This window comes from Prescottella defluvii, from assembly GCF_000738775.1.
GTDB lineage: Bacteria > Actinomycetota > Actinomycetes > Mycobacteriales > Mycobacteriaceae > Prescottella > Prescottella defluvii.
In genome coordinates this window covers 122,029-135,856 of the sequence record NZ_JPOC01000033.1, presented here as the reverse complement: position 1 = coordinate 135,856, position 13,828 = coordinate 122,029, and the positions used below count along the sequence as shown (strand labels likewise).

The 13,828-nt window shown below is 70.4% G+C and carries 14 protein-coding genes; 8 read left to right on the top strand and 6 right to left on the bottom strand.

Going from position 1 to position 13,828, the window contains the following annotated elements; genetic code table 11:
- Positions 1 to 41 precede the first annotated feature (41 nt).
- The 5 genes from IJ15_RS0113305 to IJ15_RS0113285 form a co-directional block, all read right to left on the bottom strand.
- The gene (locus IJ15_RS0113305; protein WP_031938835.1) at positions 42 to 1,556 is read right to left on the bottom strand and encodes an acetyl-coenzyme A carboxylase carboxyl transferase subunits beta/alpha; all 1,515 of its coding nucleotides are present in this window, start codon (positions 1,554 to 1,556) and stop codon (positions 42 to 44) included.
- Positions 1,557 to 1,631: 75 nt separating this feature from the next.
- Positions 1,632 to 2,843, bottom strand: a complete 1,212-nt coding sequence (locus IJ15_RS0113300; RefSeq protein WP_031938834.1) for an ABC transporter permease — start codon at positions 2,841 to 2,843, stop codon at positions 1,632 to 1,634.
- Positions 2,840 to 3,739 carry an ABC transporter ATP-binding protein gene (locus IJ15_RS0113295; protein WP_031938833.1) on the bottom strand — a complete coding sequence of 300 codons (900 nt, stop codon included), beginning with the start codon at positions 3,737 to 3,739 and terminating at the stop codon, positions 2,840 to 2,842. The genes IJ15_RS0113300 and IJ15_RS0113295 overlap by 4 nt, the downstream gene beginning before the upstream one ends.
- On the bottom strand, positions 3,736 to 4,281 hold the full coding sequence (locus tag IJ15_RS0113290) for a hypothetical protein (protein ID WP_031938832.1): 546 nt from the start codon (positions 4,279 to 4,281) through the stop codon (positions 3,736 to 3,738). The genes IJ15_RS0113295 and IJ15_RS0113290 overlap by 4 nt, the downstream gene beginning before the upstream one ends.
- 1 nt (position 4,282) lies before the next feature.
- Complete coding sequence (locus IJ15_RS0113285) at positions 4,283 to 4,561, bottom strand: helix-turn-helix transcriptional regulator (protein WP_031938831.1); 279 nt, start codon at positions 4,559 to 4,561, stop codon at positions 4,283 to 4,285.
- Between the two features lie 101 nt (positions 4,562 to 4,662).
- Between IJ15_RS0113285 and IJ15_RS0113280 the strand changes: the two genes are divergently transcribed.
- From IJ15_RS0113280 to IJ15_RS0113270, 3 genes are all read left to right on the top strand, one after another.
- Positions 4,663 to 5,205 (top strand): hypothetical protein, encoded by a 543-nt coding sequence (locus tag IJ15_RS0113280; protein WP_031938830.1) that lies wholly within the window; start codon positions 4,663 to 4,665, stop codon positions 5,203 to 5,205.
- Between the two features lie 151 nt (positions 5,206 to 5,356).
- On the top strand, positions 5,357 to 5,923 hold the full coding sequence (locus tag IJ15_RS0113275; RefSeq protein WP_031938829.1) for a copper chaperone PCu(A)C: 567 nt from the start codon (positions 5,357 to 5,359) through the stop codon (positions 5,921 to 5,923).
- Positions 5,916 to 7,106 carry a Dyp-type peroxidase gene (locus IJ15_RS0113270; RefSeq protein ID WP_031938828.1) on the top strand — a complete coding sequence of 397 codons (1,191 nt, stop codon included), beginning with the start codon at positions 5,916 to 5,918 and terminating at the stop codon, positions 7,104 to 7,106. Before IJ15_RS0113275 ends, IJ15_RS0113270 begins: the two co-directional genes overlap by 8 nt.
- Positions 7,107 to 7,117: 11 nt before the next feature.
- Here the strand turns inward: IJ15_RS0113270 and IJ15_RS0113265 are convergent, their stop codons facing one another.
- Positions 7,118 to 8,755, bottom strand: coding sequence for an ABC-F family ATP-binding cassette domain-containing protein (locus IJ15_RS0113265; RefSeq protein WP_031938827.1), 1,638 nt, complete (start codon positions 8,753 to 8,755; stop codon positions 7,118 to 7,120).
- A 162-nt stretch (positions 8,756 to 8,917) separates the two neighbouring features.
- On the opposite strand from IJ15_RS0113265, the gene IJ15_RS0113260 reads away from it, so the two are divergent.
- From IJ15_RS0113260 to IJ15_RS0113240, 5 genes are all read left to right on the top strand, one after another.
- A complete protein-coding gene (locus IJ15_RS0113260) occupies positions 8,918 to 9,889 on the top strand; it encodes a quinone oxidoreductase family protein (RefSeq protein WP_031938826.1) in 972 nt (323 codons plus the stop codon).
- Positions 9,890 to 9,901: 12 nt separating this feature from the next.
- Positions 9,902 to 10,828 carry an FAS1-like dehydratase domain-containing protein gene (locus tag IJ15_RS0113255; protein ID WP_051918845.1) on the top strand — a complete coding sequence of 309 codons (927 nt, stop codon included), beginning with the start codon at positions 9,902 to 9,904 and terminating at the stop codon, positions 10,826 to 10,828.
- Positions 10,829 to 11,031: 203 nt separating this feature from the next.
- Positions 11,032 to 12,048 (top strand): TIGR03617 family F420-dependent LLM class oxidoreductase, encoded by a 1,017-nt coding sequence (locus tag IJ15_RS0113250; protein WP_031938824.1) that lies wholly within the window; start codon positions 11,032 to 11,034, stop codon positions 12,046 to 12,048.
- Positions 12,045 to 12,857: an enoyl-CoA hydratase/isomerase family protein gene (locus tag IJ15_RS0113245; RefSeq protein WP_031938823.1), complete on the top strand. Its 813-nt coding sequence runs from the start codon at positions 12,045 to 12,047 to the stop codon at positions 12,855 to 12,857. Before IJ15_RS0113250 ends, IJ15_RS0113245 begins: the two co-directional genes overlap by 4 nt.
- Positions 12,854 to 13,777 (top strand): SDR family NAD(P)-dependent oxidoreductase, encoded by a 924-nt coding sequence (locus IJ15_RS0113240; protein WP_051918843.1) that lies wholly within the window; start codon positions 12,854 to 12,856, stop codon positions 13,775 to 13,777. The genes IJ15_RS0113245 and IJ15_RS0113240 overlap by 4 nt, the downstream gene beginning before the upstream one ends.
- Positions 13,778 to 13,828 lie beyond the last annotated feature (51 nt).

Genomic DNA, 13,828 nt, shown 5'->3' with positions numbered 1-13,828 from the left:
CAGGTGTGCCCCTCCAGTGTCCTCCGTGTCGACGGGTGGGGTCAGCGCTGTGCTGTTCCCGGCATCCCCAACGTCCGATAGCGGGCGACCCGGGCGGCGATCCGGTCGTCGCCCGGCATGTCACCCAGGGTGACGAGTTCACGCGCGATGGCAGCGCCGACGCGCTTGGAGAATTCGACGGGTTCGAGGGCCGCGTCGGGGAGTTCGGGGATGACCGCGTCGACGACGCCGTCACGCAGTAGGTCCCGGGCGCGGATGCCTTGCGCCGCCGCCATCTCGGGGGCGTGGGCGGTGTCGCGGTGGACGATCGCGCTGGCGCCCTCCGGCGGCAGCGGTGCGAGCCAGCCGTGCTGGGCGCTGAGGACGCGGTCGGCGGGCAGCAGGGCAAGCGCGCCGCCGCCGGTGCCCTGACCGAGCAGCACCGACACCGTGGGGGTGCGGAGGGTGACGAGGTCGGAGATGCACCGCGCGATCTCCGGCGCCAGGCCGCGTTCCTCGGCCTCCTTCGACAGCGCCGCACCGAGCGTGTCGATCACCAGCACCAGCGGCAACCGCAGTTCCGCCGCCATCCGCATCCCGCGGCGGGCCTCGCGCAGCGCGGCGGGGCCCATCGTGTTCAGCGCGGACTGGCCCGCGCGGTCCTGTCCGAACAGCACGCACGGCCGGCCCTGGAAGCGGGCGAGTGACAGCAGCACGGTCGAATCGACCTCGCCCTGGCCGGTGCCGCTCAGTGGCACCCGGGTGGAGGCGGCGTGCCGGACCAGTTCGCGGATGCCGGGGCGGTCGGCGCGGCGCGAGATCATCACGGACTGCCACGCGGGGACGTCCGGAACATCCTGTTCGGCAACGGGATCCGCCGCGGCGGGCAAGGGATCCGCGGGATCGACGAGCACGTGCAGCGCGCGCTCGACCAGGTCCCGCAACTGCGTCGTCGACGCGACGCCGTCGATCACACCGTTGCGGTACAGGTTCTCCGACGTCTGGACGCCCTCCGGGAACTTCTCGCCGTACAGCGCTTCGTAGACGCGGGGCCCGAGGAATCCGACGAGGGCGCCGGGTTCGGCGATCGTGACGTGCCCGAGCGACCCCCACGACGCGAACACGCCGCCGGTCGTCGGGTTCCGCAGGTACACGAGGTAGGGCAGGTGTGCGGCCTTGTGCGCCGCGATGGCCGCCGCGATCTTCACCATCTGCACGAAGGCGAGCGTGCCCTCCTGCATCCGGGTGCCGCCGGACGTCGGCGACGCGAGCAGCGGCAGTCCCTCCGCGGTCGCTCGCTCGATCGCGGCGACGATCCGCTCGGATGCCGCCACCCCGATCGAGCCCGCGAGGAACGCGAACTCGCACGCGATCACCGCGACCCGCCGTCCGCCGAGCGTCGCGGTGCCGGTGAGGACGGACTCGTCGACGCCGGACTTCGCCGCGGCCGCGTCGAGTTCGGCCCGGTACTTCGGATCGGGGGACACGTCGACCGGGGCGGTGTCCCACGAGACGAAGCTGTCGGCGTCGAACACCTGACCGATCAGCTCACGGGCCGAGATCTTCTTCGGGGCCACGGATTTCCTCCACTTCGCTACGAAGCGGCCGCCGCCGCTCGAGGAGCGGCGGCGGCCGTCACGGCTCCAGCCTAGTTACCGGGCGAGGGCCTCGCGCCACGAGACCGTCGCACCCATCCGCAGGATCGAGCGCTTGTAGATGCGTGCGGCCAGGGCCGACATCGCGATGGTGACCACCGCCATCAGTGCGATCGTGCCGGCGATCTGCGCGGCGGACGCGACACCCGCGGCGATGCGCAGCGGCATCAGGATCGCGGAGAACGGCGGAATCCAGCTGAGCACGTTCGACAGCGTGCCGTCCGGATCCTGCACGGCGGTGAACGCGGAGAAGAACATCGCCATCACGAGGACGGTCAGCGGCATCGCGGTGGAGTTGACGTCCTCCTGGCGCGAGACCATCGAGCCGGTCGCGGCGTAGAGCACCGCGAAGAACGCGAAGCCGAGCACGAACCAGCCGAGGGTTCCGGCGAGCGTGCCCCACGCGGTGCCGCCCAGCGTCAGCACCCCGGTCGCGACACCCGTGCCGACCCCGGCGACGCCGTAGGCGGTCAGCTGGGACAGTCCGACCGCACCGATGCCGATCACCTTGCCCCACAACAGCTGCAGTGGCCGCAGCGTCGACAGCAGCAACTCCACGACGCGCGACGACTTCTCCTCGACGACGCCCATCGCGACGTACATGCCGAACACCATGATCTGCATGTAGAGCAGGAAGACGACGGCCGTCGAGAGCGCGATGCGCTGTCCGCGATCGGGGTCCGGCGGATCGATCGACTCCACGGTGACGACGGCGTCCGCGACGGTCGCGGACAACTGTGCGGCGTCCACGCCCTGCGCGGCGAGTGCCGCCGACTGGGCCTGCGCCGCGACGGCACCGTCGAGCACGACCCGCAGCGCCGCGTCGATCTCGGACTCGGTGATCGCGGTGACGCCGTTGCCGGTGCCCGGGAGCAGTGCGACGTCCAGGTCGCCGCTCTCGACCTGGGTGCGGGCGGTCTGCTCGTCGGGGATCTCGGTCACCTCGACCGGGTTGCCGGCCGCGTCCCCCGTCGCGATCAGGGAGGCGCTCAGCGACTGGTCACCGACCAGTCCGACCTTCGCGCGGTCGTCGTCGTCGCGTCCGGAGAGAAGGGACACGGCGAAGATTCCGCCGACGATGGCGATCAGGATGATCGCGTTGCTGATGACGAAGCTCTTCTTCGACACCTGCGTCAGGAATTCGCGGCGGGCCACCAGCGCGATCGCGCGGACCGGGCTGATTCCCGCCCGCTCTCGTGTGCCGCTCATGCGGACACCACCTCTCGGAACAGGTCGGTCAGGGACGGCTTGCGGACGGTGAACTCGTGCACCGGACCGGTCTTGCGGGCGGCGTCGAGGACGGCCTGGTCGTCGGCGTCCGCGCCGAGGGCGAGCAGGGTGCGTCCGTCGGTGTGGCTGACGGTGGTGACGCCGTGGAGGTGGTCGGCCCACCCGGGCGGCGCCGCGGGAGCGTGGACCTCGAGGCGGACGTCGCCGCGGCTGCGGAGTTCGTCGACGGTCCCGATCGTGCTCATCCGTCCCTTGGCCACGATCCCGACCCGATCGCACAGCCGCTGCACCAGGTCCAGCTGGTGGCTCGAGAAGATCACCGGGACACCGGTTTTCGCCTTCTCGACGAGGACGTCGCTCATGACGTCGACGGCGACGGGGTCCAGCCCCGAGAACGGCTCGTCGAGGATCAGCACCGCCGGATCGTGGACGAGCGCGGCCGCGAGCTGCACGCGCTGCTGGTTGCCCAGGCTCAAGGCGTCGACGGTGTCGTCGACACGCTCGGCGATGCCGAGTCGCTCGGTCCACCGGCGTACCGCCTCGGCGGCCTCGGTGCGGGACAGCCCGTGCAGTTCCGCGAAGTACGCGAGCTGGCTGCCCACCTTCATCTTCGGGTAGAGGCCGCGCTCCTCGGGCATGTAGCCGATCGACCGACGCACCTCGAGGTCGACGGGCTTGCCGCCGAGACGGACCTCGCCGCTGTCCGCGGCCAGGACGCCGAGCGCGATCCGCATCGTGGTGGTCTTGCCGGCGCCGTTGCTGCCGACGAACCCGAAGATCTCGCCGGGGCGGACCTCGAAGCTGAGGCTCTCGAGGGCCACGAGATCGCCGTAGCGTTTCGAGATCCCGTCGAAGGTGAGGGTCTGTCCGGTCATGCGGGCTCCAGGTGGTCGTCGGGGTCGGGGTCGGGGAGGGTCCAGGCGAGGATCATGGCGGGCAGGCAGCCGCCGAGGAGCAGCGCGGAGAGAACGGTGCTGCCACCGGCGTAGGCGAGGGCTCGATGGTCGATGCCGTCGAAGCCCGCACCCCAGACCAGCGCGAAGATCGGCAGCAGAATCAGCCACTGCAGCGTGGTCAGTCCGATCGACCGGGCGCTGTTGCGCTCGGTGATCTCCCGTTCGTCCAGCGCGAGCCTCGGCGCGTCGGACTGCCGGCTGGACACGATCTGCAGAATCGTCCACGTCGGGAGGAACGGCACGGCGAGGACCAGCCAGCCGAGCGCGAACGCGTCCGCGAAGTACGAGCCGATCGAGGTCACGAACATCCCGGTGAAGAAGACGGCCAGGACGACGACGAGGGTTCGACGGCGGGCCCGGGTGCGCCAGCGTGGTAGCCAGTTCGCGGTCTGGGCCTCTCGACGGAGGAATCGTCGTGTGCGGAAGTCCTCGTAGCGGTCGACGAGGGTTGCGCCGGACATGTCAGCCTTTCTCGGCAGGGTGGATCGGGTAGAGCTCGGCCGACATCGGGCCGAACTGTGTGCGGGAGAAGACGGCCTCCACGGGAAGCTCGAACACCGCGCAGATGCGCAACGCCAGATCGAGACTGGGGTAGTGGTCGCCCCGCTCGAGCGCGCCGACGGTCTGAGGGTTCACCTCGATCAGTTCGGCGAGTTGCGCCCGGCTGATCCTGCGTTCGGCGCGCAGCACTCCGATGCGGTTGTAGATCGGGAGGTTGGCCCCGCGCCGCACCGGACTCATGCAACAGAGTGTTGGGAAAACCCAACAATCTGTCAAATCGAATGCGCGGTCGGTATCTACCGGGGGCCGGACCAAACGACGCCCTGTAGTAACCTCTGGGCATGCGTATCGGCCCAGGTGAGGAGCTCGCACGTCAAGTGCGTGGCATCGCCGTCGCCGGGTCCTCGGTCGCGCTGGCGATCGGTGCGCACGGGATCGCCGGGGGCGGAGCCCCACACGGACTGACCCTGATGTTGCTCGCCGGTGTCGCCACCGTGCTGGCCGCGTGTGTCGTCGCGGTGCCCGCGCTCGCCGTCCGGCGAATGTGGCTCGTGCCCGTCGTGGCCGCCGGTCAGGTGCTCTCCCATCTCGCGCTGTCGCTCGGTGACGCGCACGCCGGCATCCACACGGGTTCGCACCTGACGGGGCCGATGCTGCTCGCGCACTCCGCCGCCGTCGTGCTGTGCGCCGCCCTCATCGCGGGTGCCGAACGAATCGGCCCCCGCGCCTACGCCGCGCTGCGCCGCATCCTGCCGCGGATCCTCGCGGCCCTGCCGGTCCGGCTCGAGCCGGACGCGCCGCACGTCGTTGCCGACGTCCGCCCACTGCTGTCGGTGGTGCACGCCGGTCCCATTGCGCGCCGCGGGCCACCAGCCTTCCGCTGACCACTTCACCTCACCGCGTCACGGCCGTCTCGCGCCGCCGACGCGTGTCCTCCCACGCCCCGCGGGCAGCGCCCGGCACAACGCAGCCGGCCGCGCCTACGCGCGCCTGTGCGGCTGCCGCGCGCCCGCACACCAAACAAGGAACACACCCATGAAGGCATTCACCCGTACCCGCACCCTCGTCATCGGCGCGAGCGTCGCCGCCGGCCTCGTCCTCACCGGTTGCAGCAGCGACTCCGACACTTCCGGTGCCAAGACCGACACCGCCGCCGTCTCGTTCCAGGACTCGTGGATCAAGGCCGCCGACGGCGGCATGACGTCGATGTTCGGCACCATCGTCAACGACTCGGACTCCGAGGTCACGCTCACCGCGGTGACCACCGGGGTGTCGCCGCGCGTCGAACTGCACGAGATGGCACCCGACGGCACCGGTGCGATGAAGATGCGTGAGAAGGACGGCGGTGTCGTCATCCCCGCGAACGGTTCGTACGAGCTGAAGCCGGGTGCCGACCACATCATGCTGTTCGACCTGCCCGCGCCGGTCCAGGCCGGCACCGATGTTCCGTTCACGTTCGAGTTCGTGGACGGTGCCACCACCGAGTTCACCGCCCAGGTGCGTGACTTCACCGGTGCCCGTGAGGATTACAGCGGCGGCGACCACGGTGCGGCGCCCGCCGGTGCAGAGGAAACGACCCACGGTGAGGCGCACAGTGGCTGAGTTCAGCCGTCGTCGGTTGCTCGGGGCCGGTGCCGCCGCTGTCGGCGGTGTCGGTCTCGGTCTGGGGGCGGGCGTCGTCGTCGCCCGCCCCGCCGCGGCAGAAGAGGTCTCGCCGGTGGTCCCGTTCCACGGGGAACATCAGGCCGGTATCGAGACGACACCGCAGGCCCACACCACGTTCGTCGGACTCGATCTGCTTCCCGGAGCCGATCGTGCGGCGCTGATCCGGTTGATGCGGGTGTGGACCGACGACGCGGCCAGGCTCACCGCCGGCCGCGGCGCACTCGCCGACACCGAACCCGACCTCGCGACGGCGCCGGCCCGGCTCACCGTCACCGTCGGATTCGGCCCGGGCGTGTTCCGTGCCGCCGGACTCGAGGATCGGCGGCCGTCGTGGTGCAGGCCGCTGCCGCCGTTCGAGATCGACCGGCTCGAGGACCGCTGGAGTGACGGCGACATCATGTTGCAGGTCGGCTCCGACGATCCGATCACCGTGGCACACACGCTGCGGGTGCTGCTCAAGGCCGCCCGCAACACCGCGACGGTGCAGTGGGTGCAGCGGGGGTTCCGTCGCGCCCGCGGCAGCGAACCGGACGGCACCACGATGCGGAATCTGATGGGGCAGGTGGACGGCACCGTCAACCCGCAGTCCGGCAGCGACGACTTCGCGCAGGTGGTTTGGGACGACGGCGCCGAGCAGTCGTGGATGGCCGGCGGGACGTCGATGGTGATCCGGCGCATCCACCTCGACCTCGACGGGTGGGACGAACTCGACACCCCCGGCCGCGACGAGGTGATGGGCCGACGGATGTCCGACGGTTCCCCGCTCACCGGTGACTCCGAGCACGACGCACCGGATTTCGAGGCCACCGGACCCGGCGGACTCCGGATCATCTCCGAGTTCTCGCACATCGCGCGGGCCCGGCCCCACGGCCCGCGCGAGCGGTTCCATCGCCGGGCGTACAACTACGACGAGGCGCCCGACGGTGTCGGGATCTCCGACTCGGGGCTGATCTTCGTGACCTACCAGGCCGACGTCGACGCCCAGTACGTGCCGGTGCAGCAGCGCCTCGCCGAGTTGGACATGTTCAACCAGTGGTCCACGCCCATCGGGTCCGCGGTGTTCGCGATCCTGCCGGGCTGCCGCGAGGGCGAATACCTGGGGCAGGCCCTGCTGGGATAGGCGCGAAGTACCTACTCCTCCGACAGGCGCCCGTCGTTCATGCGCCATCGGCGGGTGCTGCGGGTGGATCCGAGCATCCGCCGGTCGTGCGTGACCAGGAGCAGGGTGCCGGTGAACGATTCCATCGCCTGCTCGAGCTGTTCGATCGCGGGCAGGTCGAGGTGGTTGGTGGGTTCGTCGAGCACCAGCAGGTTCACCCCGCGGGCCTGCAGTAGCGCGAGTGCCGCGCGGGTGCGTTCGCCCGGCGACAGTGACGACGCGGGCCGCACGACGTGGTGCCCCTTGAGGCCGAACTTGGCGAGCAGGGTGCGGACCTCGGCCTCCGGCCAGTCCGGCACCTGCGCGCCGAAGGCGTCGGACAGCGGCTCGTCGCCCTCGAAAAGTCCACGCGCCTGGTCGATCTCGCCGACAGCGACGCCCGATCCCCGGGTCGCCGTGCCCTCGTCGGGGGTGAGCTTGCCGAGCAGGACGCTCAGGAGTGTGGACTTGCCGGATCCGTTGGGGCCGGTGATGAGGATGCGGTCACCCCAGTCGACCTGTGCGGTGACCGGGCCGAACGTGAATCCGTCGCGGCGCACCACGGCGCCGTTCATCGTCGCCACCACCGCGCCGCTGCGGGGGGCGGCGGCGATCTCCATCCGCAGTTCCCACTCCTTGCGGGGCTCCTCCACCACGTCGAGCCGTTCGATCCGGCGCTGGGTCTGCCGCGCCTTGGCGGCCTGCTTCTCGGTGGACTCGGCGCGCGCCTTGCGGCCCATCTTGTCCGAGTCGCCGCCCTTGGCCTTGCGGCGCGCGTTGCGGACGCCGTGTTCGAGCCAGTTGCGCTGCATCTGGGCGCGGTCCTCGAGCGCCGACAGGTTGCCCGCGTACTCGTCGTAGGCCTCGCGCGCGTGCCGCCGGGCCACTTCGCGTTCGGCGAGATACGACTCGTACCCACCGTCGTACACCGCGATCTGCTGCTGCGCGAGATCCAGTTCGACGATCCCGGTCACGGTGCGCGCCAGGAACTCCCGATCGTGGCTGACGACCACCAGGGCGGTGCGGGTCTCCGCGACGAACTGCTCGAGCTGCTCGAGGCCGGGCAGGTCCAGGTCGTTGGTCGGCTCGTCGAGCAGCAGGACGTCGTAGCGCGACAGCAGCAGCGACGCCAGGCCGGCCCGTGCGGCCTGGCCGCCGGACAGGTCCGTCATGTGGGCGTCGCCGGTGACGTCGAGGCCGAGGTCGGCGAGGACCTTCTCGGCGCGCTCGGCGAGATCGGCTCCGCCGAGCGCGAGCCACCGGTCCAGGGCGGGGGAGTAGAGGTCCTCGCCGCCGTCCACGAGGGACTCGGCCGCGATGTTCATCGCGGTCTCGGCGGCGGCGACGCCGGTCCGCCGGCCCAGGAACTCGAGCACCGTCTCGCCCGCGATCCGGTCGGGTTCCTGCGCGAGGTAGCCGACGGTGGCGTCGGGCGGGCTGAGTGTGACCGTGCCCTCGACATCCGCGCTCCCGACCCCGGCGAGCGTCGTGAGCAGCGTCGACTTCCCGGCCCCGTTGGCGCCGACCAGGCCGATCACGTCGCCGGGGGCGACGGTGAGGTCGAGGTCGGAGAAGAGCGTGCGCTCGCCCCGGGACGCGGAGAGGCCGGAGATACGCAGTGTTGCAGTCACGCGTCGATTATCCCCGGACGGTCCCGGCCCGGAGATTCGCGGTGTGTGTCGTTCCGTTCAGCGGAACCACCGCCGGTGACGCGTCGATCGTGTGGGATGTTCGCGGAGGTGGGCGTAGGCCGAGGTCCATCGATCGCCGCCGAGTCGAGGAGCCCACACCTGATGCGAGCCGCATTCCACACCGAGCAGGGCGGTATCGACGTCCTGCGTGTCGGGGATCTGCCGGATCCGACGCCGGGTCCCGATGACGTCCTGATCCGGGTCCGGGCGACGGCGCTGGACCGAGTGGACGTGTACTGGCGCGAGGGATCGCACGGTATGCGGATCACACCTCCGCACGTCGGCGGTCGCGACATGGCGGGCACGGTCGTGGCGGTCGGCGAGGCCGCGCGGCACACGTATCCGGATCTGGTCCCGGGGGCGGACGTCGTCGCGATCGGAAGGCACGGCGCCCATGCCGAACTCGCGGTGGCTCCGGCGGTACGGACCCTGCCGCTGCCCGCCGGCTGTTCGTACGAGCAGGCCGCGGCGATACCGACGGCCGGGCGTAGTGCGTACGACGCGTTGATCAACCGGGCGCAGATCCGTCCGGGTGACGACGTCCTGGTGTTCGCGGGCGGCAGTGGTGTCGGTAGTTTCGGAATCCAGATCGCCCGCGCCGCGGGCTGCCGCGTCATCACGACGGTGGGCAGTGACGACAAACGCGCGAGTGCAATCGAACTCGGTGCCGAGGTGGTGATCGACCACTACCGCGAGGACATCGTCGCGGGTGTTCGGGACCATACCGGCGGGGCGGGTGTGCACGTGGTGCTCGATCATGTCGGTGCGCCCGTCTTCGCCGACGCCGTCCGTTCGTTGCGGCCCTTCGGTCGCTACGTGACGACCGGTGTCACCGCAGGCCACCTCGCCGAACTCCATCTCGGTCGGGTTTTCGAGAAGGGTCTGTCGATTCTCGGCGTGGGGCGCCCCGACGACCAGAGCATGCGCCGGGTGCTGACCGGTCTGTTCCGTCTGGTCGAGCAGGGATCCGTGAGGCCCGTCGTCCACGAGGTCTTCCCACTCGCCCGGATTGCCGACGCGCACCGGCTCATGGAGTCGTCGGACTTCTTCGGCAAGATCGTTCTCTCCGTCTGAAGGGCAGGTCGTATGTACCAGTTCGTCGTTCACGGTTCTCATCTCCTGCAGTTCGCGCGGGCGATCGGGGACACCGACCCGGTGTTCGAAGACATCGGGAGGCTGACGCGCACCGGCCCGGACGCCCTGGCCGCGCCGCCGACCTTCCTCATGGCGGCAGACCACTTCGATCCCACCTACTCCCGGCGGCCGCGGCCGGGAATCGCGTGGGTCGGATCCCAGCCCCGGGACGGCAGTCAGCAGTCCGGCTTCCACATGGAGCAGCACTTCGTCTTTCATCGGCCCGTTCGCGCCGGGGATGTGCTGACGGTCGATTCGCGGCCCGGGGCCACCTGGGAGAAGCGTGGCCGCCGCGCCGGCGTCATGACGTTCACCGAGATCCTCACCGACTACCGGGACATCGAGGACGAGCTCGTCGCGACCGCCCACTGGATTTCGGCCATGGTCGAGCACAAGCCCGCGTCGGCCGGCGGATCCGGGCCTGCCGGCAGTTCGACCGAGGTGATCGACGAGGTCGACTCCATCTCTCCCCCGGGGGATCTCGCGGTCGGCAGTGCCTGGTCCGTGGTGCTCGCCGAGAATCTCTCGCGCACCCAACTCGTCATGTACGCGGGTGCGTCCGGCGACTTCCACCCGTTCCACAGTGACGACGTCTACTCCCGGGAGCGCGGATTTCCCGGAGTCTTCGCGCACGGCATGCTCACGATGGGAATGACCGGGCGGGCGATCACCGACCGCTTCGGTCACGCCGCTGTCCGGGCCTTCGGCGGGCGCATCATCTCGCAGGTCTGGCCCGGTGATTCCCTCACTGCCCGTGTCGAGGTCACCCGGCTGCACAATCACGACGGCGGAGGAACGGTTGCCGATCTCGCACTCGTGACGGTGAACGGAGCGGGCGCGACGGTGTTCAGCGGAGAGGCGCAGGTGCTGCTCGGCTGAATGCCGGCGGCGGATCGCGACACCGCGCACCGCATCGAGGGGAGGTGCCGGTGCCCGGGGTGCCCGATCGAACCTCCTTGGTGCGCAGCAGTTTCCTGCTCGATTCCCGACCACGGGTCCGGATAACGTGTTAGCGTGTAACGTAATACATGGGACTCGCCGCATGCCGGCGACTTCGCGGCCGGGGCGAGAGGGCGAGCACTGTGAAGATCGATGTCCAACTCGACGGCAGGCCCGAGGCTGCGGCCGCTCGGTCGCGGGAACTCGTGAGCCTCGGCGTCGACGGCCTGTTCACGTTCGAGGGCCCGCACGACGTCTTCCTGCCGCTGGTCGCGGCCGCCGCCGCGGTGGACGTCGACCTGATGACCAACGTCGCGATCGCACTGCCGCGCAGTCCGATGCACCTCGCGCACACCGCGTACGACCTGCAGGTGCTCAGCCGCGGCCGGTTCCGGCTCGGGCTCGGCTCGCAGATCCGTCCGCACATCGAGAAGCGGTACGGGGCCCAATGGTCGCGTCCGGCGGCCCGGATGCGCGAGACGGTGCTCGCGATCAAGGCGATCTTCGATGCGTGGGAGGGGAATTCGCGGCTGCGGTTCGAGGGGGAGTTCACGACGCACACGCTGATGGCGCCCACCTTCGACCCCGGCCCCAATCCGTACGGCCCGCCGCCGATCTGTCTCGGCGCCCTGGGGCCCATCATGACGAGAACCGCCGCCGAGGTCGCCGACGGTCTGCTCGTCATGCCGTTCAACAGTGCCCGGCACTTCCGTGAGCGCACCCTGCCGGCGGTGGCGGAGGGACTGGCGCGGGCCGGCCGCACGCGCCGCGACCTGGAGATCTACCCACAGGTCATCGTCGGTGTCGGACGCACTGCAGAAGAGTTGGCGGCGGCGTCCCGGGGCGTGCGCGTGCTGCTCGCGTTCTACGGATCCACACCCGCGTACCGTCCGGTGCTCGAGGTGGAGGGCCGGGCCGATCTGCAACCCCGGCTCAACGCGCTGTCGAAGCAGGGCGAGTTCGCGGCGATGACCGACCTCGTCGACGACGAGATGCTCGCGACGCTCGCGGTGCACGGAACCCCGGAGGAGTGCGCGGCGGAGATCGTCGCGCGCTTCGGCGAGCACGCCGACCGGGTCTGCTGCTACTTCCCCGGGTATCCCGTCCGCGACCGGCACATCGCGGAACTGGTCGCGGCCGTGAAGGCTCTCGCGCCGTGAGCGACGTCCGCCTCGAGGTCGCCGACGGTGTCGCGGTGCTCACGCTCGACCGACCCGAGCGGCGCAACGCGTTCACCGGCGAGATGGGCCGGCTGCTGGGGCAGATGTATCGCGAACTCGACGAGGACGACGACGTCCGCGTACTGGTGCTCACGGGCACGCCCCCGGCGTTCTGTGCGGGCGCCGATCTGACGCCGGGGCCGGACACCTTCGCCGCGCCCACGCGCGACGACTTCACCGCCTCCCCGGTGACCCCGCCTGCGTTCGAGCTCCGCAAACCGGTGATCGCGGCGGTGAACGGGCACGCCATCGGGATCGGCCTCACCATCGCGATGCAGGCCGACATCCGCATCGTGGCCGACGACGCCAAGTACGCGATCCCGCAGGTGCGGCGCGGTGTCGTTCCGGATGCGATGTCGCACTGGACGGTTCCCCGTGCAGCCGGCATGGCCGCGGCGGCGGAGATCTTGTTGACCGGACGCACCTTCGACGGACCCGAGGCGGTGCGGTTGGGCATCGCCGGTCGCAGCCTGCCCGCCGACGAGGTGCTCCCCGCCGCACGGGAACTGGCACGGGACATCGTCACCAACGTCGCACCGATGTCGGCGGCACTGAGCAAGCGACTGCTGTGGGACAGTGCGCGATACGGTTTCACGCCGCAGCAGGTCGCCGACTACGAAACCGGGCTCCATCATCGCGTGATGGGCAGCGCCGACGCCGCCGAGGGGGTGCGGGCGTTCCTCGAACGACGCGAACCGGAGTGGACGTCGCGGGTATCCACAGATTGGAAGGAATTGCCTTGGGAATGAACGTTTTCGGATCCGAGACCGTCACCGATGACGTGCTCGACGGCATCGACCTGACGGGTCGGACCGCAGTGGTGACAGGGGCGACGAGCGGTCTCGGCGGGGAAACTGCCCGGGTGCTGGCCGCATCCGGTGCGACGGTGATCCTCGCAGCCCGGGACGGCGACGCGGCCACTGTCGTGGCGGACGGTATCCGTGAAGTCGTGCCCGGTGCCGAGCTGCTCGTCACCGCACTCGACCTGACCGACCTGGCGAGCGTCCGCGCCGCGGCCGAGTGCCTGGACGGGCAGCCGATCGACCTGCTGATCAACAACGCCGGCGTGATGTACACCCCGTTCGCGCGCACAGCCGACGGATTCGAGTTGCAGTTCGGGACCAACCATCTCGGCCACTTCCTGCTCACCACGCTGCTGCTGCCGAACCTGCAGTCCGCGGCGGAGCGGTCCGGCGCGGCGTCGCGCGTGGTGACGGTGTCGTCGGACGCGCACCACGCGCACGCCGTGGATCTCGCGGATCCGAACTTCCGCGAGCGGCCGTACGACAAGTTCGTCGCGTACGCACAGTCCAAGGCGGCGAACGTGCTCATGACCGTCGAACTGCAGCAGCGGTATGCGGACGGAGGGGTCCACGCCTTCGCCGTGCACCCCGGTGTGTGCGCGACCGGGCTGTCCCGGCACATGTCCCGGGACGATTTCGCGGAGATGAAGGCGATGAGTGCCGGCAAGCCGGGCCTGCTGACGAACCTCAAGTCGATCCCGGCCGCGGCCGCGACGTCGGTGTGGGCGGCGACAGCACCCGAACTCGTCCCGGCGGGCGGCGCCTATCTCGCCGACTGCGCCATCGGCCGCGCGTCGGACCACGCCGTGGATCCGGCGACCGCCGAGAAACTGTGGGAGCTGTCCGAGCGGCTCGTCGGCCGCTGACAGCCCTTGGAACGAGATCCGGGTTCGGTCGCGCCGGCGCGACCGAACCCG